Source organism: Pseudomonas paraeruginosa PA7 (assembly GCF_000017205.1).
GTDB lineage: Bacteria > Pseudomonadota > Gammaproteobacteria > Pseudomonadales > Pseudomonadaceae > Pseudomonas > Pseudomonas paraeruginosa.
In genome coordinates, this window is sequence record NC_009656.1 from 5,233,323 (window position 1) to 5,256,172 (window position 22,850).

The 22,850-nt window shown below is 67.3% G+C and carries 19 protein-coding genes; 6 read left to right on the forward strand and 13 right to left on the reverse strand.

Annotated features, from left to right (window positions below):
• Positions 1 to 4: 4 nt before the first annotated feature.
• From rng to mreB, 5 genes are all read right to left on the reverse strand, one after another.
• Positions 5 to 1,462: a ribonuclease G gene (rng, locus tag PSPA7_RS24265; RefSeq protein ID WP_003156999.1), complete on the reverse strand. Its 1,458-nt coding sequence runs from the start codon at positions 1,460 to 1,462 to the stop codon at positions 5 to 7.
• Between the two features lie 33 nt (positions 1,463 to 1,495).
• The gene (locus tag PSPA7_RS24270) at positions 1,496 to 2,101 is read right to left on the reverse strand and encodes a Maf family protein (RefSeq protein ID WP_012077240.1); all 606 of its coding nucleotides are present in this window, start codon (positions 2,099 to 2,101) and stop codon (positions 1,496 to 1,498) included.
• Positions 2,102 to 2,187: 86 nt separating this feature from the next.
• Positions 2,188 to 2,682, reverse strand: a complete 495-nt coding sequence (mreD, locus tag PSPA7_RS24275) for a rod shape-determining protein MreD (protein ID WP_012077241.1) — start codon at positions 2,680 to 2,682, stop codon at positions 2,188 to 2,190.
• Entirely contained in the window at positions 2,682 to 3,716 is a 1,035-nt protein-coding gene (mreC, locus tag PSPA7_RS24280) for a rod shape-determining protein MreC (protein ID WP_071535372.1), read from the reverse strand. The genes mreD and mreC overlap by 1 nt, the downstream gene beginning before the upstream one ends.
• A gap of 31 nt (positions 3,717 to 3,747) precedes the next feature.
• Positions 3,748 to 4,785, reverse strand: a complete 1,038-nt coding sequence (gene mreB, locus PSPA7_RS24285) for a rod shape-determining protein MreB (RefSeq protein WP_003094393.1) — start codon at positions 4,783 to 4,785, stop codon at positions 3,748 to 3,750.
• Positions 4,786 to 5,023: 238 nt separating this feature from the next.
• On the opposite strand from mreB, the gene gatC reads away from it, so the two are divergent.
• The 5 genes from gatC (at position 5,024) to PSPA7_RS24310 (ending at position 9,188) form a co-directional block, all read left to right on the forward strand.
• Entirely contained in the window at positions 5,024 to 5,311 is a 288-nt protein-coding gene (gene gatC, locus PSPA7_RS24290; protein ID WP_003094397.1) for an Asp-tRNA(Asn)/Glu-tRNA(Gln) amidotransferase subunit GatC, read from the forward strand.
• Between the two features lie 15 nt (positions 5,312 to 5,326).
• A complete protein-coding gene (gene gatA, locus PSPA7_RS24295) occupies positions 5,327 to 6,781 on the forward strand; it encodes an Asp-tRNA(Asn)/Glu-tRNA(Gln) amidotransferase subunit GatA (protein WP_012077243.1) in 1,455 nt (484 codons plus the stop codon).
• A 91-nt stretch (positions 6,782 to 6,872) separates the two neighbouring features.
• Positions 6,873 to 8,333: an Asp-tRNA(Asn)/Glu-tRNA(Gln) amidotransferase subunit GatB gene (gatB, locus tag PSPA7_RS24300; RefSeq protein ID WP_228380099.1), complete on the forward strand. Its 1,461-nt coding sequence runs from the start codon at positions 6,873 to 6,875 to the stop codon at positions 8,331 to 8,333.
• 59 nt (positions 8,334 to 8,392) lie between these two features.
• Entirely contained in the window at positions 8,393 to 8,770 is a 378-nt protein-coding gene (locus PSPA7_RS24305) for a septal ring lytic transglycosylase RlpA family protein (protein WP_012077245.1), read from the forward strand.
• A 31-nt stretch (positions 8,771 to 8,801) separates the two neighbouring features.
• On the forward strand, positions 8,802 to 9,188 hold the full coding sequence (locus tag PSPA7_RS24310; RefSeq protein WP_003154549.1) for a carboxymuconolactone decarboxylase family protein: 387 nt from the start codon (positions 8,802 to 8,804) through the stop codon (positions 9,186 to 9,188).
• A gap of 134 nt (positions 9,189 to 9,322) precedes the next feature.
• On the opposite strand, the gene PSPA7_RS24315 is transcribed toward PSPA7_RS24310, so the two are convergent.
• The 8 genes from PSPA7_RS24315 to PSPA7_RS24350 form a co-directional block, all read right to left on the reverse strand.
• Positions 9,323 to 10,114, reverse strand: a complete 792-nt coding sequence (locus PSPA7_RS24315; RefSeq protein ID WP_012077246.1) for a YfaP family protein — start codon at positions 10,112 to 10,114, stop codon at positions 9,323 to 9,325.
• Positions 10,115 to 10,118: 4 nt separating this feature from the next.
• Positions 10,119 to 11,768 (reverse strand): YfaQ family protein, encoded by a 1,650-nt coding sequence (locus tag PSPA7_RS24320; RefSeq protein WP_012077247.1) that lies wholly within the window; start codon positions 11,766 to 11,768, stop codon positions 10,119 to 10,121.
• Entirely contained in the window at positions 11,765 to 16,315 is a 4,551-nt protein-coding gene (gene magD / locus PSPA7_RS24325; protein ID WP_012077248.1) for an alpha-2-macroglobulin MagD, read from the reverse strand. Before magD ends, PSPA7_RS24320 begins: the two co-directional genes overlap by 4 nt.
• Before the next feature lie 26 nt (positions 16,316 to 16,341).
• On the reverse strand, positions 16,342 to 16,980 hold the full coding sequence (locus PSPA7_RS24330) for a DUF1175 domain-containing protein (RefSeq protein WP_003152479.1): 639 nt from the start codon (positions 16,978 to 16,980) through the stop codon (positions 16,342 to 16,344).
• Positions 16,977 to 18,746, reverse strand: coding sequence for a DUF2138 domain-containing protein (locus PSPA7_RS24335; RefSeq protein ID WP_012077249.1), 1,770 nt, complete (start codon positions 18,744 to 18,746; stop codon positions 16,977 to 16,979). Before PSPA7_RS24335 ends, PSPA7_RS24330 begins: the two co-directional genes overlap by 4 nt.
• A 39-nt stretch (positions 18,747 to 18,785) precedes the next feature.
• Entirely contained in the window at positions 18,786 to 19,595 is an 810-nt protein-coding gene (locus PSPA7_RS24340) for a YfaP family protein (protein ID WP_012077250.1), read from the reverse strand.
• 161 nt (positions 19,596 to 19,756) lie between these two features.
• The gene (locus PSPA7_RS24345; RefSeq protein ID WP_003094419.1) at positions 19,757 to 20,317 is read right to left on the reverse strand and encodes a response regulator transcription factor; all 561 of its coding nucleotides are present in this window, start codon (positions 20,315 to 20,317) and stop codon (positions 19,757 to 19,759) included.
• 25 nt (positions 20,318 to 20,342) lie between these two features.
• Positions 20,343 to 21,611, reverse strand: a complete 1,269-nt coding sequence (locus PSPA7_RS24350; protein WP_012077251.1) for an ATP-binding protein — start codon at positions 21,609 to 21,611, stop codon at positions 20,343 to 20,345.
• Between the two features lie 277 nt (positions 21,612 to 21,888).
• Here PSPA7_RS24350 and PSPA7_RS24355 point away from each other — a divergent pair, with 277 nt between their 5' ends.
• Positions 21,889 to 22,599, forward strand: coding sequence for an SIMPL domain-containing protein (locus PSPA7_RS24355; RefSeq protein WP_003157828.1), 711 nt, complete (start codon positions 21,889 to 21,891; stop codon positions 22,597 to 22,599).
• The last annotated feature ends 251 nt before the right edge of the window (positions 22,600 to 22,850 follow it).

Consider the following 22,850-nt stretch of genomic DNA (forward strand, 5'->3'; position numbering starts at 1 on the left):
AGCCTCAGAGCAGGACCACGTCATATTGCTCCTGCGAGTACATCGCCTCGACCTGGAACTTGATGGTGCGACCGATGAACGCCTCGAGGTCGGCGACATTGCCCGACTCCTCGTCGAGAAGCCGGTCCACCACCTTCTGGTTGGCCAGCACCAGGTAGGAATCGGCCTGGTAGGCGCGCGCCTCGCGGAGGATTTCGCGGAAGATCTCGTAGCAGGTGGTCTCCGCGGTCTTCAGCATGCCGCGTCCCTGGCAGCAGGGGCAGGGCTCGCAGAGGATCTGCACCAGGCTTTCGCGGGTGCGCTTGCGGGTCATCTGCACCAGGCCGAGTTCGGTGATGCCGATGATGTTGGTCTTGGCGTGGTCGCGCTCCAGCTGTTTCTCCAGGGTGCGCAGGACCTGCCGGCGGTGCTCCTCGTCCTCCATGTCGATGAAGTCGATGATGATGATCCCGCCCAGGTTGCGCAGACGCAACTGGCGGGCGATCGCGGTGGCCGCCTCGAGATTGGTCTTGAAGATGGTTTCCTCGAGGTTGCGATGGCCGACGAAGGCGCCGGTGTTGACGTCGATGGTGGTCATCGCCTCGGTCGGATCGACGATCAGGTAGCCGCCAGACTTCAGCAGCACCTTGCGCTCCAGGGCCTTCTGGATCTCGTCCTCGACGCCGTACAGGTCGAAGATCGGCCGCTCGCCCGGATAGTGCTCGAGCCGATCGGAAATCTCCGGCATCAGTTCCTCGACGAAGGAAGTGATCTTCTGGAAATTCTCCCGGGAATCGATGCGGATCTTCTCGATCCGCGGGTTGACCAGGTCGCGCAGGGTACGGATCGCCAGGGACAGGTCCTCGTAGATCACCGAAGGTGCGCCGATGCTCTGGATCTGCGCGGCGATCTGATCCCATAGCCGGCGCAGGTAGCGGATGTCGGCGAGAATCTCGTCCTCTCCCGCGCCTTCCGCGGCGGTGCGCAGGATGAAGCCGCCCTGCCCCTCGATCCCCTCCGCCGCGACGCAGTCGGCGACCACCTTCTTCAGCCGCTCGCGTTCGACTTCGTCCTCGATCCGCAGGGAAATCCCGACATGGCTGGTGCGCGGCATGTAGACCAGGTAGCGCGAGGGAATCGACAGGTGGGTGGTCAGGCGCGCGCCCTTGGTGCCGATGGGGTCCTTGGTCACTTGCACCACCAGCGCCTGGCCTTCGTGGACCAGCGCGCTGATGCTTTCCACCGCGCTGCCTTCGCGGGTGGAGATCTCGGCGGCATGGATGAACGCTGCCCGTTCCAGGCCGATGTCGACGAACGCCGCCTGCATCCCCGGCAGCACCCGCACCACCCGCCCCTTGTAGATATTGCCGACGATGCCGCGACGCTGGGTGCGCTCGACATGCACTTCCTGCAGGACGCCGTTCTCCACCACCGCCACGCGCGATTCCATCGGCGTGATATTGATCAGGATCTCTTCGCTCATGCGTCCACTGTCCTTATTTCGGCGCGTTAGGCGTTACGGCGGATTCCCGCCCACGGGCTGCCAGCAAGGGATGCCGAATTCCCCCAACAGTTCCGCAGTTTCACACAAAGGCAGCCCGACCACCGCACTGTAACTGCCTTCGATACGGCTGACGAATATCGCGCCAAGGCCCTGGATCGCATAGCCACCCGCCTTGTCCGCCGGCTCGCCGCTGAGCCAGTAACGCAGGGCCTCGTCGTGACCGATCTGGCGAAAGCGCACCCGGCACTTCACCACCCGCGCCTCGATGCCAGTGGCGGCGGCCAGCGCCACCGCGGTAAGGACCTGGTGTTCACGTCCGGAAAGCGCGGCGAGCATCGCCAGCCCGTCGGACTCGTCGGCCGGCTTGCCGAGGATCCTGCCATCGATCACCACCGAGGTATCCGCACCCAGCACGCACCCCTCCCCACCCAGCTCTTCCAGCATAGCCAGGCCGGCGGCGGCCTTGCCACGCGCCAGGCGTTCGACATAGGCGGCCGGCGCTTCGTCCGGCAACGGGGTTTCGTCGATGGCGATGGACAGCACGGAGAGCGGCACGCCGATCTGGGCCAGCAGTTCGCGGCGGCGGGGCGAGGCGGAGGCTAGGTACAGCGAGGACATGGAGGCTCCCGGGAAACGCGACGGGGATGCGGCGCCCCCGTCTCGAAGAATGACGATATCCGCCGCAGCATAGCCGCGGAACGGACCTACCTCACGTTAAGGCGCAGCCGTACGAACTGCAGCAGGGCGTACACCCAGGGCCAGAGCAGTGCGCTGACCAGTGCCGGGAGCAGGAAGGTCAGGGTCGGCGGACGGTTTCCGGTGAGAGCGTTGAGCCACAGCTGGAGCAGTTGCGCCAGGCCGTAGACCACCACCAGCACCAGGCATTGCTGCCAGGCCGGGAACATGCGCAGGCGCTGGTGCAGGGACAGTACGAGGAAGGTGATCAGGCCGAGGATCAGCGCGTTCTGCCCGAGCAGGTTGCCGTAGAGCACGTCCTGGGCCAGGCCGAGCAGCCAGGCGGTGACCATCCCGACCCGCTCGGGCAGCAGCAACACCCAGTAGGTCAGCAGCATCGCCAGCCACAGCGGGCGGCCGATCTCGGTAAAGGTCGGCATCGGCGCCACCGCCAGCAGCAGGCCGACCAGCAGGCTCAGCCAGATCACCCAGACATTGTTCGAACCCTGGGTCGCGCGAGCCATCAGCGACGTCCCCCGGCGGGCGCCGTCGGTGCGGCGGGTTGTGCGGGCGCGGCGGGGGCACCGGCGGCAGGAGTGGCGCCACCCTGCGGCGCGGGGCTTGCCGGCGCCGGGGCGGGCGCGGCGGCCGGCGGGGCCGCCTGGGCGCCGGCGGCGGCCTTCTTGTCCGCTTCTTCCTGGGCCTCTGCGGCGTCATTGGCGCGCTGTTCCGGCGTACGACTGTCGCTGAACACCAGCAGCACGTAGCGACTGCGGTTCATCTTCGCGGTCGGCACCGCGCGGACCACGGCGAACGGCTGGCCGGAATCGTGGATGACTTCCTTGACCGTGGCCACCGGATAGCCGGCGGGGAAACGCTGCCCAAGGCCGGAACTGACCAGCAGGTCGCCTTCCTTGATGTCGGCGGTGTCGGCGACATAGCGCAGCTCCAGGCGTTCCGGGTTGCCGGTGCCGACGGCGATGGCGCGCAGGCCATTGCGGTTGACCTGCACGGGGATGCTATGGGTGGTATCGGTGAGCAGCAGGACCCGCGCGGTGTAGGGCATGACCTCGACCACCTGGCCCATCAGGCCGCTGGCATCGAGCACCGGCTGGCCGACGAAAACGCCGTCGTTCTCGCCCTTGTCGATCATGATGCGCTGGGTGAAGGGGTTCGGGTCGACGCCGATCAGTTCGCTGACCAGCACCTTGTCGTCGACCAGCGCGGCGGAATTCAGCAGTTCGCGCAGGCGCACGTTCTGCTCGGTGAGCGCCGCGAGCTTCTGCACGCGACGCTGCATCAGCAGGGACTCGGCCTTGAGACGCTCGTTCTCGGCGATCAGCTCGCTACGGCTGCTGAACTGGTCGCGCACGCCTTCCCAGGCGCGCACCGGCATTTCCGCCAGGCCGTAGAAAGGCGTGAGCACCATCCCCAGCTTGCTGCGGACGGGCTCCAGATAGTCGAACCGGGCGTCCACCACCATCAGGCTGACCGACAGCACGGCCAGCACCAACAGGCGAACGCCCAGCGACGGGCCTTTGGAGAATAGCGGTTTGATGATCCGCTCCTAGACGACGATGCTCGCCACCTTACTCGGTGGAGAGCAGGTCCATGGAGTGGCGGTCCATCATCTCCAGCGCACGGCCACCGCCGCGCGCCACGCAGGTCAGCGGCTCCTCGGCGACGATCACCGGCAGGCCGGTTTCCTGGGCCAGCAGCTTGTCCAGGTCGCGCAACAGGGCGCCACCGCCGGTCAGCACCAGGCCGCGCTCGGCGATGTCCGAGGCCAGCTCCGGCGGCGACTGCTCGAGGGCACTCTTGACCGCCTGGACGATGGTCGCCAGGGATTCCTGCAGGGCCTCGAGGACTTCGTTGGAGTTCAGGGTGAAGCTGCGCGGCACGCCTTCGGCCAGGTTGCGGCCACGGACGTCGACTTCGCGGACGTCGCCGCCGGGGAAGGCGGTGCCGATCTCCTGCTTGATCCGCTCGGCGGTGGATTCGCCGATCAGGCTGCCGTAGTTGCGCCGCACGTAGGTGACGATGGCTTCGTCGAAGCGGTCGCCACCGACTCGGACGGACTCGGCGTAGACCACGCCGTTGAGGGAGATCAGGGCGATCTCGGTGGTACCGCCGCCGATGTCGACGACCATCGAGCCGCGGGCCTCCTCGACCGGCAGGCCGGCGCCGATGGCGGCGGCCATCGGCTCCTCGATCAGGAACACTTCGCGGGCGCCGGCGCCCAGGGCGGATTCGCGGATCGCCCGGCGTTCAACCTGGGTGGACTTGCACGGTACGCAGATCAGCACGCGCGGGCTGGGCTGCAGGAAGCTGTTTTCGTGAACCTTGTTGATGAAGTACTGCAGCATCTTCTCGCAGACGCTGAAATCCGCGATCACGCCGTCTTTCATCGGACGGATGGCGGCGATGTTGCCCGGGGTACGGCCGAGCATGCGCTTGGCCTCGGTGCCCACGGCGACGACGCTCTTTTGGCTGCCATGGCTGCGAATGGCGACCACGGACGGTTCGTTCAGGACGATGCCGCGCTCGCGCACATAAATAAGGGTATTGGCAGTACCCAGGTCGATCGACAGATCGCTGGAAAACATGCCACGCAATTTTTTGAACATGGGAAAGAAACCCTAGGCGAAGCGTGGGTGAAAAATACGCGGGTAAAAAAGTGCGGCAAACTCTAACAACGACGGGGATTTTGGGCAAGGCGGGCAATATGCTAAATTGCTGGCTTTTCCCGGCCCCACAAGGCCCGTCCAGGCGGAATTAGACCGCCGACCGCGGCATCCGTTCCCTGCCTTATATATCGCATGGCGCCCGCCGCCCTTCCAAGGCCGCTTTTGCTGGAGACTCCCGATGGCGCTTGAACGCTCCGACGTGGAAAAAATCGCCCATCTCGCCCGCCTGGGCCTGAGCGAGGCCGATCTTCCGCGTACCACCGAGACCCTGAACAACATCCTCGGCCTGATCGACCAGATGCAGGCGGTCGACACCAGCGGCGTAGAACCGCTCGCCCACCCGCTGGAAGCCACCCAGCGCCTGCGCCCGGACGCGGTCACCGAGACCGATCACCGCGACGCCTACCAGACCATCGCCCCCGCCGTGGAAGAAGGTCTGTACCTGGTTCCGAAAGTCATCGAGTAATAAGGACGCGGACACATGCTGCATCAATTGACCCTCGCCGAGATCGCCCGCGCCCTCGCCGACAAGCGATTTTCCGCCGAAGAGCTGACCCGCACCCTGCTCGGTCGCATCCGGCAGCTGGATCCCCAGCTCAACAGTTTCATCAGCGTCACCGACGACCTGGCCATCGCCCAGGCCAAGGCAGCCGACGAACGGCGCGCCAACGGCGAGAACGGCGCCCTGCTCGGCGCGCCGATCGCCCACAAGGACCTGTTCTGCACCCAGGGCGTACGCACCAGCTGCGGTTCGAAGATGCTCGACAACTTCGTCTCGCCCTACGATGCCACCGTCGTCGAGAAACTCGCCGCCGCCGGCACCGTGACCCTCGGCAAGCTGAACATGGACGAATTCGCCATGGGCTCGTCGAACCAGTCCAGCCACTACGGCGCGGTGAAGAACCCCTGGAGCCTCGACCGCGTGCCCGGCGGCTCCTCCGGCGGTTCCGCCGCGGCGGTCGCCGCGCGCCTGCTGCCGGCCGCCACCGGCACCGATACCGGCGGCTCGATCCGCCAGCCGGCGGCGCTGACCAACCTCACCGGGATCAAGCCCACCTACGGCCGGGTATCCCGCTGGGGCATGATCGCCTACGCCTCCAGCCTCGACCAGGGCGGCCCGCTGGCGCGCACCGCCGAGGATTGCGCGCTGATGCTGGGGGCGATGGCCGGCTTCGACCCGAAGGACTCCACCAGCGTCGAGCAGCCGGTGGACGACTACCTGGCCGCCCTGCAGAAGCCGCTGAGCGGCCTGCGCATCGGCCTGCCGAAGGAATACTTCGGCGCCGGCCTCGACAGTCGCATCGCCGACGCGGTGCTGGCGGTGGTGGAGGAGTTGAAGAAGCTCGGCGCCACGGTGAAGGACATTTCCCTGCCGAACATGCAGCACGCCATTCCCGCCTACTACGTGATCGCCCCGGCCGAGGCCTCCTCCAACCTGTCGCGCTTCGACGGCGTGCGCTACGGCTATCGCTGCGACGCCCCGCAGAACCTGGAAGACCTGTACAAGCGCTCGCGCGCCGAAGGCTTCGGCAGCGAGGTGAAGAACCGCATCATGGTCGGCACCTACGCGCTGTCGGCCGGCTACTACGATGCCTATTACCTGCAGGCTCAGAAGATTCGTCGGCTGATCAAGAACGACTTCGTCAACGCCTTCGCCGAAGTGGACGTGATCCTCGGCCCGACCACGCCGAACCCGGCCTGGAAGATCGGCGAGAAGAACGACGACCCGGTTTCCCAGTACCTGGAAGACATCTACACCATCACCGCCAACCTCGCCGGCCTGCCGGGGCTGTCCATGCCCGCCGGCTTCGTCGACGGCCTGCCGGTGGGTGTCCAGTTGCTCGCGCCTTACTTCCAGGAAGGCCGCCTGCTCAACGTCGCGCACCAGTACCAGCAGGTCAGCGACTGGCACACCCGCACCCCGGCCGGCTTCTAAGCCATGGCAACGCCGCGCAGTCCCCTCCCCTCTCCCCGCACGGAGAGGGCGGCCCGCAGGGTCGGCAGCGGGACTGCGCAGGCACAGAAGGATTGAGGAACACCACATGCAATGGGAAACCGTGATCGGGCTGGAAATCCACGCACAGCTCGCCACCCAATCGAAGATCTTCTCCGGCAGCCCGACCGCCTTCGGCGCAGCGCCGAACACCCAGGCCAGCCTGGTCGACCTGGCCATGCCAGGCACCCTGCCGGTGCTCAACGAGGAGGCCGTGCGCATGGCCTGCCTGTTCGGCCTGGCGATCGACGCGCGGATCGACCGGCAGAACGTGTTCGCCCGCAAGAACTACTTCTACCCGGACCTGCCGAAGGGCTACCAGACCAGCCAGATGGACCACCCCATCGTCGGCAAGGGCCACCTCGACATCACCCTGGAAGACGGCACCACCAGGCGCATCGGCATCACCCGCGCGCACCTGGAGGAAGACGCCGGCAAGAGCCTGCACGAGGACTTCCAGGGCATGAGCGGGATCGACCTGAACCGCGCCGGCACGCCGCTGCTGGAGATCGTTTCCGAGCCGGACATCCGCAGCGCCAAGGAAGCCGTGGCCTACGTCAAGGCGATCCACGCCCTGGTGCGCTACCTGGGCATCTGCGACGGCAACATGGCCGAGGGTTCGCTGCGCTGCGACTGCAACGTCTCGGTGCGGCCCAAGGGCCAGGCCGAGTTCGGCACCCGCGCCGAGATCAAGAACGTCAACTCCTTCCGCTTCATCGAGAAGGCGATCAACCATGAGATCCAGCGCCAGATCGAGCTGATCGAGGACGGCGGCAAGGTGGTCCAGGAAACCCGCCTGTACGACCCGAACAAGGACGAGACCCGCTCCATGCGCGGCAAGGAAGAAGCCAACGACTACCGTTACTTCCCCTGCCCCGACCTGCTGCCGGTGATCATCGAGCCCGAGTACCTGGCGAAGCTGCGCGAGCAATTGCCGGAACTGCCGGTGCAGAAGCGCGAGCGCTTCGAGAGCCAGTACGGCCTGTCGGCCTACGACGCCAGCGTGCTGTCCGCCAGCCGCGAGATGGCCGACTACTTCGAGAAGGTCCAGGAAATCTGCGGCGACGCCAAGCTGGCGGCCAACTGGGTGATGGTCGAGCTGGGCAGCCTGCTCAACAAGGACGGCCTGGAGATCGAGCAGTCGCCGGTGTCCGCCGAGCAACTGGGCGGCATGATCCTGCGTATCAAGGACAACACCATCTCCGGCAAGATCGCCAAGATGGTCTTCGAAGCCATGGCCAACGGCGAGGGTTCCGCCGACCAGATCATCGAGGCCAAGGGCCTGAAGCAGGTCACCGACAGTGGCGCCATCGAGAAGATGCTCGACGAGGTGCTGACGGCCAACGCCGAGCAGGTCGAGCAGTACCGCGCCGCCGACGAGGCCAAGCGCGGCAAGATGTTCGGCTTCTTCGTCGGCCAGGCGATGAAAGCTTCGAAAGGCAAGGCCAACCCGCAGCAGGTGAACGAGTTGCTGAAGAAAAAGCTCGAAGCGTGAGTCAAAGCCAGACGCCGGGTTCGCCCGGCGTCTTCTTGTCCGCCAGGAGCCTATTGTCCATGCCCAACCCATCCGCCGCCGTGCGCCTCGCCCTCGCCGTCCTACCGCTGTTCCTCGCCGGCTGCTCCAGCCTCGGCGGCAGCGGTTCCGCGGATACCGGCGAAGCCTCCTATTATGGCAGCCGCCACGCCGGCCTGCGTACCGCCAGCGGCGAACGCTACAACCCCAACGCGATGACCGCTGCCCACCGTACGCTGCCGTTCGGTACCCGCGTGCGGGTAACCAACCTCGACAACCGCCGCAGCGTGGTGGTCCGCATCAACGATCGCGGGCCGTTCCGCCGCGGGCGGATCATCGATGTATCGCGCAAGGCCGCCGAAGGCCTGGGCATGATCCGCAGCGGCGTGGCGCCGGTTCGGATAGAGTCGCTGGATTGAGCCGCCTCCTACCCTAGACAGGAAACTTCCGATGAGCGAACACCACAAGACCGGTCTGGAGATCCGACGTGAAGTCATGGGCGACGCCTTCGTCGAGCGCGCCATGGGCAACGCCACCGCCTTCACCCAGCCATTGCAGGACTTCGTCAACGAGCATGCCTGGGGCTCGGTGTGGGCCCGCGATACGCTGCCGCGCAAGACCCGCAGCCTGATCACCCTGGCCGCCCTGACCGCGCTGAAATGCCCGCAGGAGCTCAAAGGCCACGTGCGCGGCGCGCTGAACAACGGCTGCACGGTGGAGGAAATCCGCGAGGCGCTGCTGCACTGCGCGGTCTATGCCGGGGTACCGGCGGCGATCGACGCGTTCCGCGCGGCGCAGGAAGTGATCGATACCTGGCAGGGCGAGCAGCCCGCCTGAGCCCAGGAGCCATTCGCAGCGGCATGCGCGCCGCCGTCATGCCACGCGGTTGGTAACGCCGATGCCGGAGCGACGGCGAATGACGCCAGGGGCGTTATCCCCCTACGGGACGGCGCGCGGCGCGTCTCTCCCGCCTACGGGTAGCTGAAGCGCTTCACCAGCGTCAGCTCGCCGGGCTTGCGCATCGGTACCAGGAAGGTTTCCTGTTTCTCGTTCGGCGTGCCTTCCTCGGTGACCAGGGTGATGCGCGCCGTGGTCAGGTCCTGGGCGGCCTGCTCGGCGCCGTCCTCGCTGCTGCCGTAGCCACCGCCGAAATAGTTGACGTAGACCAGGTAAGGCCCCTTCTGCGGAGTCGGCGTGGCGATGATTTCCGGGCCGTAACCGGTGGTGACGTCGACATCCAGGGTCGCGCCGTTGGCCAGCGAACGGTTGCCATACCAGACGTGCTCGCCGTCCGGGGTCACCAGGTGCAGGTCGAGGTCGGTGTTGTCGCTGTCCCAGGACAGCAGCACGCGCAGCTTGGCCGGCACTTCCCCGCCGCCGCCACCGTGATAGAACTGGACCCGTCGCGACTGCCCGGCGGCGTTGCGCACCTCGACGCTGTTGCTGCCGGACGGGAAGGCGAACGGGCGGTCGAAGCTGCCATCGGCGTCCACCTTCAGCGGCATGCTCACACCGTTCACCACCAGCGTCGCCGGGCGGTCCTTGGACTGGGCCGCGATCGCGCCGCGAATGCGCGCGGTGGTCGCCTGGTCGGCGGCGACGTTGACCGAGGACGCCGGGTAATTCACCACCTGCCGGTAATTGGCGGCGGAACCGTCGCCGGCGCGCCAGCCGGAGACCGGCGTATCCAGTTTCACGGGGTTGTCCGCCCAGGCGACGAGGGGCAGGCAACTGAGCAGGGCGGCAAGGGACATTCGGTTCATGGAGTCATTCCAGTAGCAGGCGCCGGGCCAGGCTTTCGACATAGTTTTCGTCCTGGCCGCTGGGATGGGCGCGGAAGGCCAGGTGCAGGTATTCGTGGGTGAGGTCCAGGCGCTCCTGTAGGGAATACAGGCCACGGACGAAGATGCGTTCGCGCTCGCGATCGACATAGGGCCGCCCGGAAGCCAGGCGGCATACGGAAAAACTCGGTATTTCCTCGTAGCCGGGCTCGCGGTCGAGGCGCTCGCGCCACTGCCGGCGCTGCTTGCGCAGCCACTCTTCGGCGGCCGGCAACGGCTGGCAGGCGGCCACCGGGTTGTCCCAGCGGCTCAGGCTGCTGCGCGGGAAGGCCTGGGCGAGGATGCTGTCGTAGCCCAGGCCCTGGCCGGCCTGCTCCACCGCCTGCTTCCAGGACAGGCGCGCCGGGCCAGGCTGGTCGGAGTGATAGTTGACGGTCGCCCCGGCCAGCACCAGGTCGGCGCTCCAGGCGGCGATGCGCCGTGCCGGCGCGCTGGCCGGGCGCGGCGCCACGCGCTGGCGCTGGCTGCTGTCATCGATGGCCAGGCACTCGCCGCGCGGTGCGGCGTTCTGCAACAGATAGGTGCGAATGGTCACCGCCAGCGCGCGGGCGGCTTCCTTCGGCTGCGCCGAGGCTTCGCGCTCCAGCACCCGCGCCACGTACTCTTCGCGCGAAACCCGGGCGACCAGGCGCGGCACGCCATCCACTCGCTGTAGAAAGAGGTCGCCGGCGCTGGCGATGTCCAGGCGATTGCCGTTGGCGAAGAGCACTTGCTGCGGACCGTGCAGCAGGCCTTCGGGGGCCGGGTGGCCGGCGGTAGCGCTGACCGAACGCAGCGGATAGCGGCTGAACAGGTTCACTTCCACGCAACGGCCCGGATCGGCCGGCCACGGACTCGGCAGGAAGCGCCCGAGCACCTCGGCGTAACGGTCCAGGATCACCTTGCTGGTCCCCGGGCCACCGAGCCAGAGCGGCGTCCCGTCGACCAGCCAGCCGGCGAAACCGCCCTGGCGCGCCTGTGGATCGCGGTCATCGAGCCAGCTCCAGGTCTTCACCCGCAGGCGCCCGCCCAGACTGGCAATGGCATGCCCATCGCCGGCCTGCAACGCCACGTCGAGCAGCACACGCCGCGCTTCGTCCTGGGCCGGCAACTGCTGCAACTGTTCCAGAAGCTCTTTAACCGGCACCCGCGTCTGCGGTTGCAGCCGCTCCAGATCGAGCAGCCAGGCCGGCGCCTGGCGCGCCTGCCAGTAGTCGCGCCAGGCCTGCGGCCGCACGGCGAGGCGCTGCGGGTCGAAATACAGCCCGCAGGAACGCACCAGGGCGCGGTCACGGCCGATCGTCTGGCCATTCTCGCAGCAGTAGACCTCTTCGCGGCTGCGCCCCTGGCAGGCATAGGGCGGCTCGGTCTGACCGGTGTCGCTCAGCCAGGCGAAGACGAACAATTTCCACAGGCTGCCCAGCGGAGCCTGCAAATCGGCCGGCAATGGCCGGCGCTCGAGCACCCGCTGGCGATCCAGGCTCACCAGTTCGTAGCCCTGGGCCGTGCGCCAGGCCAGTTGCACCGGCGCCTCCGCCGCGCGAAGCAGCAACGGCACGGCGCACAGCAGGACCAGCCAGGCGCGCAACGCGATCACTCGACCTTGACCTTGGCCAGCGCCGGCTTGGCTTCCAGGGCCTGCTGTTCCGGCGCGTAGAGACGCAGGTAGCGGGCCGGAGGCAGGTTGAAGCTGCCTTTCTGGGAGAAACGCACCAGGTGACGGAAACGCTGTTCGCCACTCAGGCTGTCCACCGGCACCCCATAGAACAGCTCGCCCGGTTCGTTGCGCGCGCGCTCCAGGGTGGTCGCCTCGTCGCCAGCCAGGCCGCTGATCTTGATGCCCCAGGTGGTGCGCTCGACATCCGCGCCGGGCGGCAACGGCATCTCCAGCATGCCGTAGCGCAGGGCGGTGTTCTCCGGAACGTTCAGCGTCACTTCGTCGAGATACAGCTCGTCGCTGGAGAGCGGCCTGTCGCCGACCTCCTCGACCTTGAACTCGAACGCCCCTTCGCCGGGCACCAGGCGTAGCAGACGACGGCTGATCTGCACCGGCAACTGCGCGTTCGGCGCCTGGGCGCTGCGGTAGCTGAGCGCGACCGGCAGCGGCCGGGCCGGCGCCTCGTCCAGGTCGACCCAGCTCGGGATGCCGCGGCCGCGCCATTGCCAGTAGGTCTCGCCAGTAGCGCCGCGCTGCGCCTGCCAGTCCTTCGGCGGCTGCGGCAGCTTGCCTTGAGGCGCCTGGGCCAGGACACCCTGCAACCAGGTCAGGGCCAGGGCGCGCTCCAGGGTCGATTGCGCCGGCGCCAGGCGTTGCAGCAAGGCGCTGGCCTGCTGCGCGTCCACGCTCGAGCGGGACGCCAGCAAGGCGTCGGTGAACGGCAGGCCGGCCTCGCGCAGGCGCTGCGTCGCCGCCTCGGACTGCGCCGCCAGCGGTGCGGGCACCGCGACCCGCAGTTGCCGCGCCAGGTCCACCGCCAGCACCCGCGCCGCGGCCAGGCCGAGGGCCGAGTCCGGATCGCCCAGCACCAGGCCGTCATCGGCCTCCAGCGGCTGCGCACGCGCCTGCCCTTCGCCGGCGTTGGCCAGATCGTTGAGCAGGCCGCCGAGCAGGGTGTTCACCGGCAACTGCATGTCGCGGGCGAAAGCCAGGATCAGCGCGCGCTGCAACAGCGGAGTCTGCGCCGCCTGCTTGGCGTAAGGCTCGAGGATGCGCTGCCAGTGTTCGGCCGGCAGTTGGATCTCCAGTGCGCGGCTGGCGTACCAGTCGGCGTAGTAGGCATAGGCGGTGAGGAAAGCGTCGCCATCGACGTCGCCGCCCCACCAGGCGAACCAGGCGTCCGGGCCGGCCATCTGCACCAGGCGCAGGCGACTGTTCTGCATGATCAGGCGCAGGCGGTCGCGAATCCGCGGCTCGCCGCCGGCCAGCGCCGGATAGGCGATGCTCAGCGGCAGCAACTGGCTGGCGGTCTGCTCGACGCCGCCGTAGGGATACTCCAGCAGATCATCGAGATTGCCCAGGTAGGCCGCCGACGGTCCGTCGGCCAGGCGCAGGCGTACGTCGCGGGCGTCCGCCGGCAGTTGCAGCGGGTTGCTCGCCGCCGCCAGGCTGAGGTTCTGCGCCTGCTCCACCTGCCAGCCGTCGGCCAGCAGGTTGAAGCGCACCGCCAGGCGGTCGCGGACCTGCCCGTCCTGGCGCAGCTCGGCGCTCCAGTCGCCATCGGCGAGCGGCTGTTGCGCCAGCGGAATGTAGTTGACCCCCTTGGCCAGCTCCAGGGTCTGGCTGCGCTGGCTGCCGGGCGGCCCGCTGAGCAGCTCGGCCTTGACCGGCTGTTCGCCCTGGTTGAAGACGAACAGGCCGAGGTCGGGCTGGTCACCCTGGCGGAAGCGGGTCGGCCCGCTCCACTTCAGGTACAGCGGCTTCTCCGAGCGAAGGAACTGCTTCTTCTGGCCGACCTGGCCGTTGTCGTCGATGGCCCGCGCGGTGATCCGCCAGCGGGTCAGCGAGTCGGGCATGCGGAAGCTGAAGCTGGCCTTGCCCTGGGCGTCGGTGACCAGTTCCGGCTGCCAGGCGGCGGTGTCGACGTCCTCGCGGCGCGGCCGCTCCAGTACCTTGACGCCGCGCTCGCTGCGGTTCGCCCGTCCGGGTGCGCTGGTGCTGCCGGGCAGCGCCACGTCATAGCTGATGAAGGCCAGGCTGGCGCTGGTGCGCACGTTGTTGCGCCGCGGATGGTAGAAGAACTGGTCGATGCCGGGGGCGATCTCCGCTTGCAGGGCATAGACCATCTCATCCACCACGCTGACGGTCAGGTGGCTGGAAACCGGTTTGCCGGCGAAGCGCGTGGCCAGGGTCACGGTCACCGTCTCGCCCGGTTCGTAGCGCTCCTTGTCGGTGGCGATGTCGATCTCCACCTGGGGCATGCCGACCTTGATCCCGGCGTTCTGGAAGCTGTAGTCGCCGCCCTTGGTGTAGAGCACGGAGAAGGTCAGGTTCGGCGCGAACTCCTCGCGCACCGGGATCCGCACGCGGTACTGGGTCGGGTTGAGCTTTTCCAGGCGCAGCCAGTCGGCGCCCTTGGACAGCAAGGCGGTGGCCTCGACCTTGTCGCGCTCCAGGGACAACAGCGCATCCTCCACCGGCTCGGGGAAGGTGATCAGTGCGGAAGCTTCCTCGCCGGTGCGGTACTCGGGCTTGTCGAAGATCACTTCGACGGTGCCGGGCACCGACTTCACGCCCTCGCCGCTCACCGAGTGGCCGGTGGCGCCAAGGAGCTGGCCCTTGTCGTCGCGCAGCTCCACGGAATAGGTGCCGGGACGCTCGAAGGTCAGCGCGAAGCGGCCGGCGGCGAGCGGACCGCTGTCGGTGGCGCGGTCCTCCAGGCGGATCCACTGGTAGCTGCTCGGCTTGAGCGGGGTCGGCTGTTCGCTGGCATAGCTGAACTCGACCTTCTCGCCGGCGGCGCTGAAGCGCTGCGGCGCGCTCAGGCGATAGCGCGCGGCGCCGCGCTCGATGAGGATCTCCTTGCTGGTCTTGACCCGGTAGGCGGCGCCGTCGCTGGCGAAGATGGTCAGCATGTAGCGACTGGGCTTCTCCGCCGCCGGCAATTCGATGGTGGCGCGGCCCTTGCCGTCGGTGGTCAGTTCGGTGCTGCTCAGTTCCACCGGGAACTGGCCGAGATACTGCAGTTCGTTGTCCACCATCGACAACTGCTGGGCGCGCAGGCTCAGTTGCAGGCGCGCATTGGCCACCGGCTTGCCGTCCGGATAGAGCAGGACGATCTCGCCCTTCACCGGCTCGGCGGTCTTGAAATCCGGCTTGGCCAGGTCGAGGGAAACCTCGAAGTGCGGCTTGATGTATTCGGCGACGCGGAAGGCGCTGCTGTAGGTCTGCCCACGGTAGTCGAAGCGCAGCTCGTAGCCGCCGGCGACGGCGTTCTCCGGCAGTTGGAAGCGGCCATTGGCGCCGCTCTTCGCGTCGAAGCGCAGGTCCAGGCTTTGCAATACGGTGCCGCTGGCGTCGATCACGCTCAGGCGCACCGGAGCGCTGGCGGCGGCCTGGGATTGGCGGGCGTTCTTGAACTCGCGGCCGACCATCTTCAACGAGACCCAGTCGCCCGGCCGGTACAACGGACGGTCGGTGAAGGCGTAGATCTTGGTGTCGTAGATCTCGCTGTCGTAATAGAAGTTCTCGGAGACGAAGACCCCACCCTCGCGGTCCTCGCCGATCACGTAGGAGCGCTCCGGACTGGCGTGCCGGAGCCGCAGCAGGCCATCGGCGTCGGTATTGCCGCTGCTCATCACGCCCAGGCCGTCGGTCCACAGCACCTTGGTGTCGGGCACCGGGGTGCCTTCGTGCTTGCGCGCGGTCCAGACCAGCAGCTCGTCGCCGGCGACCTTGCTCACCGCCACGCTGTTGGAGACGAACACCACGGTGGTGGCGCGGTACTTGCCGACCAGCGCCTCGACCAGGTACAGGCCCGGTTTCAGCTTGCCCAGCGGGATGTAGACATTGCCCGGCACGACGTTGATGAACTCGCTGGAGGAGCCGGCCAGCTTGACGTCCTGCGGCGGCTCGATGGGCTTGGCGTCCCACAGCGGGTAGCGGAACTGGCTGACCAGCGGCAGGCCGGGAATCGGCGCGTACTGCGGCTGCGCGTCGTAGGGCGTCGGCGCGCTCATGGCGTTGCCCATCTTCAGCTCGGGCACCGCCTCGGTGACCTGTTGCCGCGACTCGTAGGAGAAGGCGCGCTGCATCACCCGGCGCGACTTGCGATACCAGTTGTCCCAGAGATAGGCCAGGGTATTCGACAGCCCTTCGCCCTTGAACTGTCCTTCGGCCAGGACACGGTGCAGGTTCTTCTGCCGCTTGAGGAACTCCAGCGGCTGTTCGATCCGGTACAGGCGCACGTCGACCCCGCCATAGGGCTCCATGCGGTAGCGCCGGTAGTCGCGGCCGGGCGCCTCGAGGCGGACCCGCGCTTCCTCGTCGGTGGCGAAGCTGCTGTCGGCGAGCAGGAAGAAGGATTCACCGGCCATCGGCGTGTAGCCGCTCGGCTCCACCGCATCTTCCGCCTGGACGGCGGCGAACGGCAGCAGGGCCAGGGCGGCGACCGCCAGGCTACGGCTGAAACGACGCAGGTTGCTCATTGCTGTGGTCTTCACTGGGACGTGATTCATTGAGAAAGGAAAGCCAGCCGATAGATGCCGATAAAGTTGGGATTGGATTCGTCGGGGATCCATCGGGTGTCCTTCCATGTCATGAGTTGTTGCAGGCTGACCGAGCGCATGCCGTTGTCGGTCGGGGTGCTGCTGCCGGTGTGATAGGCGATGGAGCGGCCCATCCAGATCATCAGGTGCTGGTCGTCGCCCTGGTCGTAGAACATCAGGTCGCCGGGGCGCGCCTGGTTGAGGTCGCGGCCGACCAGCCGGCTGTTGAACTGCACCAGCTTGATCGCATTCACGTAGGGTCCGACCTGGCCGCCCCCCTGCTGCCAGTTCTGCGCCAGGCGCCGTTGCTCGGGACTGAGCGCCAGCTCCGGGGGCAGGTAGCGGTTGGACAGGCCGTTGGCGCGCAGCCATTTGCCATCATGGACCTTCAGCGCCTCGTTGGCGGCGAAGCGCACCAGGCCGGCGCAGTCCTGCTGGTGCCAGCGCGGGCTCGGTCCCTGGCGCAACTGCTCCTGGGCGATGCGCACGAACCAGGCGCGGAACACCTGCGATTGCTGCGGGTCGAGCGCTACCGGGGTCTCGCCACGGGCACCGCCGCTGGCCAGCAGGAGCAGCGCCAGGCCGAAGGTCGTCAGGCGCCTCACAGCGGCCGCCATTCCAGCGGCAGCCACTGCCACGGCGCGTTGGCCTGGCTGCCGGCAGGCAGCCCGAGGGCATAGCCGCCCTTGCCGGCGAGGGTCTTCAGGCGCGGCATCAGGTAGGTGTCGGCGGCATTGCGGAATACCGGCTCCATGTCTTGCGGCAGGCTGTCGAGGGTTTCCCGCTGCAGCAGTTCGGAGAGCGGCTGCGGCGCCAGGTAGGCTGGCACCAGCGCATCCTTGGGCAGCACTTCGGCGAGCGGCGGATAACGCTTGTCGAGGGTGTCCAGGGCCTTGCCGAGCAACTGGTCGTCGAGGGAGAACAGCAGGGTCTGGCCATGCCGCGCCATGCCGATGCGGAAGAACGCGCGGCCGCTGATGCTGTCCGGGTCGTCCGCCTGGCTGGCCGGATAGGCGCCGAAGTTCGAGCTGACCTGGCGGGTCCAGCGGCGGGTCTGGCCATCCACCCGGTCGTCCACCGGGAAGCTGCCACCCTCGGCCTTGGCTTCCTTCGCGCCGATCACGCGGCTGAACAGCTTGCCCAGCTCGTCGTCGAGTTCGACACTGGCCGGCGCGCTCAACTGGCCTACCAGCAGCGGCGAATGCAGGCGCGAATTGGCATACCAGCAGAGACCGGCGGCGCCGCTGAGATGCTCGGAGAAGGCCTGGGCCATCTTCTGCTCGGCCCCCAGGCGCTCCAGCATCACACCGTACAGGCCGGGCGTGACCGGCAGCGCCACGCAGGCGCTGGCGCCCATCGGCATGGCCTGCCACACCGGGGAGAAGTCCAGCGGCGGCTGACGCTCCACCTCGTTCAGCGCCAGGTAGCTGCTCCAGCCCTGCTCGCCCTTCTCGAAGCGCACCCCGGCGAAGCTCGGGATGAAGCGCTGGTAGCCCATGGCCAGGACGCTGGCATTCAGGGTGATGCGCTGGCGCAGCTCGCCACGGTCCGGCAGGCCGAAGCGCTCGGGGAACAGCTCGTCGCCATCGATCAACGCCGCCAGATCCTCGCTGGCCGGACCGTTCAACGGGCTGTCGTCGCTTTCGCCGCCATCGTCGAAGAGCATTCGTGGGTTCGACAGCAGCAACAGCCGGTCGCCCTTGGACAGGAACAGCATCGCCTTGTCGTTGCCGTAGCGCAGGCGATAGACCGAGGTTCCAGCCAGCTCGCCGACCTTGCGCAACTGCTGGTCGTCGGCGGCGATATGCGCCAGCGGCTCGAGCACCCGTGCCAGGCCGCCGCGCTTGAGCACCACCACGAAGTCGCGCAGGCGGCCGTCGGCGCCGCGCCAGAGGGCGACCTGGGCCGGCTGGTCGAGGAGTTCCTCGACCAGGCTGTCCTTCAGAGTCAGGTCGTGTTCGTAGATGATCCGTCGCAACGTACCGGTCAGGCCGAGGCGGTCGCCGTTGTTCTCGTAATAGAAGACGAAGTCCTCGGTGAGGGTATCGCGCAGCAGCGGCACCTCGAGGATTTCCTTCGGCAGGCGGCTCAGCGATACGCTCTCGATCAGCGCGTCGGGCTTGCGCAGGTCGCGGTAGGCGCGTGGCGCGGCGGAGTCCGCGGGTGCCTGGGCGCCGATCGGCTGGCCGAGGTCCTCTTCGGCCGGGCGCCCTCCGCCGAGCCGCTCCAGCCAGCCCATCTGCCAGGCCAGCACACCGCCGGCGGCCAGCGCGGCGACGATCCCCAGCACCGGCCACAGGGCGCTTCGCGGGCGCGCAGCGGCGGGCGCAGGGGTTCCGTTGGCAGGGCTGGGGGTATTGTTCTCGCTCATGGTTCGCTAATCCCGTGTCATCCGTACGAGGGGGATGCTTCAGTAGGTAAAGGTCTTGACCAGCACCAGGTCGCCGATGGTGCGCAGGGGCACGACGAAGGTCTCGTGCTTCTCGTCGACGCTGTTTTCGTTGAACACCAGGTTGACCTGGGCGGTGATCACGTCCTGTACGTTGCTGCCGGCCTGGAAGTTGTAGCCCTGGTTGTTGAGGTTGCCCCAGTAGTTCACGTAGATCAGGTAGGTGCCGTGCAGCGGCGCGCCCATGGTGAACATCTCCGGGCCGGGCCCGTCGACGCCGTCCGGATCCAGGCCGCCGCTGTTGCTCAGGCGCGGATGCGCCCAATAGGCGTGCTGGCCATCGGGGGTGACGATATGCAGGTCGAGCTCGGCCTTGGGGTCGTCCCAGCCGAGCACCACGCGTACACGCGGGGGCACCTGGGAGCGGTTGGCCTCGTAGAACTGCACGCGCTTGAGGATCTTGCCGTCGGCGCTGCCGACCTGGACGCCATTGGAGCCATGGCCGAACGCATAGGGGCGGACGAAACGCCCGGCGCCGTCGGTATAGAGAGGGAGAGGATTGCCGTTGACCACCAGGCGCTGGGCGCGCTCGGTGCCGACCAGTTCGCGCAGATGTCCTTCGATCAGGCTGCGGCCGCGCTGGCCGCCGCGATCGATGGGCGGAGTCGGATAGGCGACACGCGGGGCATCGGGCTGTTCGAGCAGGCCGGAATAGCGCCAGCCCGCCGTCGGACCATCCAGGTCCACCGAGGGCTCGGCTAGTGCAGGCAGCCCGAAGGCCAGTCCGAACAGCACCGACAGGCAGCCGGCACTCGAACCGAAGATACGCATGATCAATCCCTGGTCGTGCGATTTATGAAAGTTGCATCTTAACGATTGCTCGGCCCGCTGGATATCCCCGGCGACCGGTGGAACCCGCGAAACCGAGCGCGAATCGACGGAAAGCGAAAACGCCAGGGGCGCCCTGCGGCGCCCCTGGCGTCATTTTCGCTTCAGCGCCGGACCGGCCGCTTCTGCAGCTTGCGCTGCAAGGTCCGTCGATGCATGCCCAGGGCGCGAGCGGTGGCGGAGATGTTGCCCTCGTGCTCGGCGAGCACGCGCTGGATGTGCTCCCATTGCAGGCGATCCACCGACATCGGGTTCTCCGGCACCAGGGTGTCCAGGTCGGCGTGCTCTGAGAGCAGCGCGGCCAGCACGTCGTCGGCATCCGCCGGCTTGCACAGGTAGTTGCAGGCACCGCGCTTGATCGCCTCGACCGCGGTGGCGATGCTGGAATAGCCGGTGAGGATCACCACCCGCATGTCCGCGTGCAGTTCCAGCAGTTTCGGCAGCAGCACCAGTCCCGAATCGCCCTCCATCTTCAGGTCGAGCACGGCGTAGTCCGGGGTGTCCTGCTGGGCCAGCGCCAGGCCTTCCTCGGCGGAGCCGGCGGTACTGACCCGCAGGCCGCGGCGGCTCATGGCCCGCGCCAGGACGCGGGTGAAGGTGGGATCGTCGTCCACCAGCAGGAGATGGGGATGTTCTTCCCCTTCGAAGAGCAGCTCTTCAGACATAGGCAGGGCCTCTCAGACGGATCACTCAAGCCATCCCGTACATGCGCGGCAGGCGCAGTTCGGTCAGAGTGCCGCCATCTTCGTGGTTATACAACTTCACCGTTCCACCAGCGCGGGTCACGCTGGCCTGACTGAGAAACAGGCCAAGGCCGAAGCCCTTGCCCTTGGTGGTGAAGAACGGTTTGCCGATCTGCTCGGCGATCGCCAGGGGCACCCCGACGCCATGGTCGCGGATGCTCAGGCAGATATTGCTGCTATCCCAGTCCAGGCGGATGTCGAGGTCGTCGGGACAGGCGTCCGCCGCGTTGTTCAACAGGTTCAGCAGGGCCTGGCTGAGGTCGGTCGGCGGGGTCAGGCGCGGCGCGGCGCCCAGGCCCAGGCACTGGTAGCGGTAGGAGGCCTCGGGGCGCATCAGGTGCCAGCGGCGCAGCACCGACTCCAGCCATTCGGCGGCGCTCTGCTCTTCCACCGCCTGGCGGCGGTCGGCCTCGGCGGCACGCACCAGTTGCTGGAGGGTGTGCTTGCACTGCTTGACCTGCTCCTGCAGCAGGGCCAGGTCTTCCTGCAGGGTCGGATCCTGCGGACGCTCCTGGCGCAGTTCGTTGAGCAACACGCTCATGGTCGCCAGCGGCGTGCCCAGTTCGTGCGCGGCGCCGGCCGCTTGCGTGGCCACCGCCAGCAACTGCTGGTCGCGCATGCTTTCCTCGCGCCGCTCGGCCTGTACGTGCGCCTGCCAACGCAGCGCCTCGGACATCTTCACCACGAAGAAGGTGATGAAAGCCGCCGACAGGGCGAAGTTCAGCCACATGCCGAACAGGTGCAGGTTGATCAGCATCGCCTCGTGCTGCACCGCCTGCAGGTGCAGCGGGTGGTACCAGATCAGCAGCAGGGTGTAGCCGGTCAGGGCCAGGCCGGAGAGGACCATGGAATAGATCCAGGGCAGGGTCGCCGCGGCGATGGTCAGCGGTACCAGGTAATAGGAGACGAAGGGGTTGGTCGAGCCGCCGGAGTAATACAGCAGGGTGCTGTGGATGATCAGGTCGCAGGCCAGTTGCACCGCGTATTCCTGGTCGGTCACCGGCCATGGCGCGCGCAGGCGCAGGGCGGTGAACAGGATCAGGCCGGCGGACAGGCCGAGGGTCAGGCCCAGCGCCAGCCAGGGGAGCGGCAGCAGGTCGGAGAGCCAGGCGAAACCCACCGAGCCGGCCTGCGCGGCCAGCACGAGAATACGGATGAGGAGCAGACGGCCAAGGTTCTGGCGACTGGCGGAGAGCAGGAAAACCGGTGCGCGCATGTTTTCTTCCGGAATAAGCGCGAGTATAGCCAAGACACTGTCGGCAACTCTGCGGCAAAGTGACTCAGAAACCTCGCAGGTCGCCATCCTGCCCTGTTTCGCCGGACCCTGTCAGGGCCCAGATCAGTAAATTTCTCGTTTTTTCCGAAATCGCCTAACCCGTTTTGCGAAAAACTTCCGTCTCAGGGTCCAAGACCGGCTTGCAGGCGCGCTCGCCGCGCCCACCGGAACCATGCTCTACAGTGTGAATTCAGCCTCAAGTACAAGGAGTTGCCCAATGTCCGCGATTTCCCGCCTGGCCGCCGCCGTCACCCTCTGCGCCGCCAGCCTCTCGGCGGTGGCCGAGGAAGCGCCGCGCTACAACCAGGTCTCGCTGCACGCCGAAGTCAGCCAGCAGGTGGCCCACGACCTGATGCAGGTCACCCTCTACAGCGAAAGCCAGGGCAGCGACCCGGCCAAGCTCGCCGCCGAGACCACCAGCGTCCTCAATGCCGCCGTCGCCGACGCGCGCAAGGTCAAGGGCGTGACCATCAGCCTGGGCAGCCGCAACAGCTACCCGGTCTATGACGACAAGGGCCAGAAGATCACCGGCTGGCGCGAGCGCGCCGAGCTGCGCCTGGAAAGCTCCGACTTCGCCGCCCTCGGCCAGCTCTCCGCCGACCTGCTGGGCAAGCTGAAGATGGGCGGCATGGACTTCAGCATCGCCGAGGCGACCCGCAAGAAGAACGAGGACCAGTTGATGAAAGGCGCCGTGGACGCGTTCAAGGAACGCGCCCAGTTGCTCACCGAGGCACTCGGCGGCAAGGGCTACAAGCTGGTCAGCCTGAACGTGAACAGCGCCGGCGCACCGCGCCCGTATCCGGTGATGCGGATGGCGGCGATGAAAGCCGACGCCAGCTTCGGTGGTGCCCAGGCGCCGGAGATCGAGGCCGGTACCAGCCAGGTCACGGTGAACGCCGATGGCGTGATCGAAGTGCAGATGCCCTGATCCGGGACCTCGCCGCACCACCAGAGGCAGCCCAGGGGCTGCCTCTTGCGTTGCCGCTGTCGCTCGCGCGGCAAACGCGCCCAGATCGCCTTTGCGCAAATTCGAAAATGCGACATTCCCTTTCAACCAGATAACAACATCTACACTGAACCGACCTCGACGCTTGCGGCCGGCACATGCCCTGCATAGCTTCGCGCAAGACAGCTCACGAGGCTGTCCCTCGCAGACAATCAAAATAACCAGAGGTCATT

Excerpts from the sequence above, each read along its gene's own strand:
- rng (WP_003156999.1), bottom strand. The coding sequence starts at position 1,462 with ATGAGCGAAGAGATCCTGATCAATATCACGCCGATGGAATCGCGCGTG.
- PSPA7_RS24270 (WP_012077240.1), bottom strand. The coding sequence starts at position 2,101 with ATGTCCTCGCTGTACCTAGCCTCCGCCTCGCCCCGCCGCCGCGAACTG.
- mreD (WP_012077241.1), bottom strand. The coding sequence starts at position 2,682 with ATGGCTCGCGCGACCCAGGGTTCGAACAATGTCTGGGTGATCTGGCTG.
- mreB (WP_003094393.1), bottom strand. The coding sequence starts at position 4,785 with ATGTTCAAAAAATTGCGTGGCATGTTTTCCAGCGATCTGTCGATCGAC.
- gatC (WP_003094397.1), top strand. The coding sequence starts at position 5,024 with ATGGCGCTTGAACGCTCCGACGTGGAAAAAATCGCCCATCTCGCCCGC.
- gatA (WP_012077243.1), top strand. The coding sequence starts at position 5,327 with ATGCTGCATCAATTGACCCTCGCCGAGATCGCCCGCGCCCTCGCCGAC.
- PSPA7_RS24305 (WP_012077245.1), top strand. The coding sequence starts at position 8,393 with ATGCCCAACCCATCCGCCGCCGTGCGCCTCGCCCTCGCCGTCCTACCG.
- PSPA7_RS24310 (WP_003154549.1), top strand. The coding sequence starts at position 8,802 with ATGAGCGAACACCACAAGACCGGTCTGGAGATCCGACGTGAAGTCATG.
- PSPA7_RS24315 (WP_012077246.1), bottom strand. The coding sequence starts at position 10,114 with ATGAACCGAATGTCCCTTGCCGCCCTGCTCAGTTGCCTGCCCCTCGTC.
- magD (WP_012077248.1), bottom strand. The coding sequence starts at position 16,315 with ATGAGCAACCTGCGTCGTTTCAGCCGTAGCCTGGCGGTCGCCGCCCTG.
- PSPA7_RS24335 (WP_012077249.1), bottom strand. The coding sequence starts at position 18,746 with ATGAGCGAGAACAATACCCCCAGCCCTGCCAACGGAACCCCTGCGCCC.
- PSPA7_RS24340 (WP_012077250.1), bottom strand. The coding sequence starts at position 19,595 with ATGCGTATCTTCGGTTCGAGTGCCGGCTGCCTGTCGGTGCTGTTCGGA.
- PSPA7_RS24345 (WP_003094419.1), bottom strand. The coding sequence starts at position 20,317 with ATGTCTGAAGAGCTGCTCTTCGAAGGGGAAGAACATCCCCATCTCCTG.
- PSPA7_RS24350 (WP_012077251.1), bottom strand. The coding sequence starts at position 21,611 with ATGCGCGCACCGGTTTTCCTGCTCTCCGCCAGTCGCCAGAACCTTGGC.
- PSPA7_RS24355 (WP_003157828.1), top strand. The coding sequence starts at position 21,889 with ATGTCCGCGATTTCCCGCCTGGCCGCCGCCGTCACCCTCTGCGCCGCC.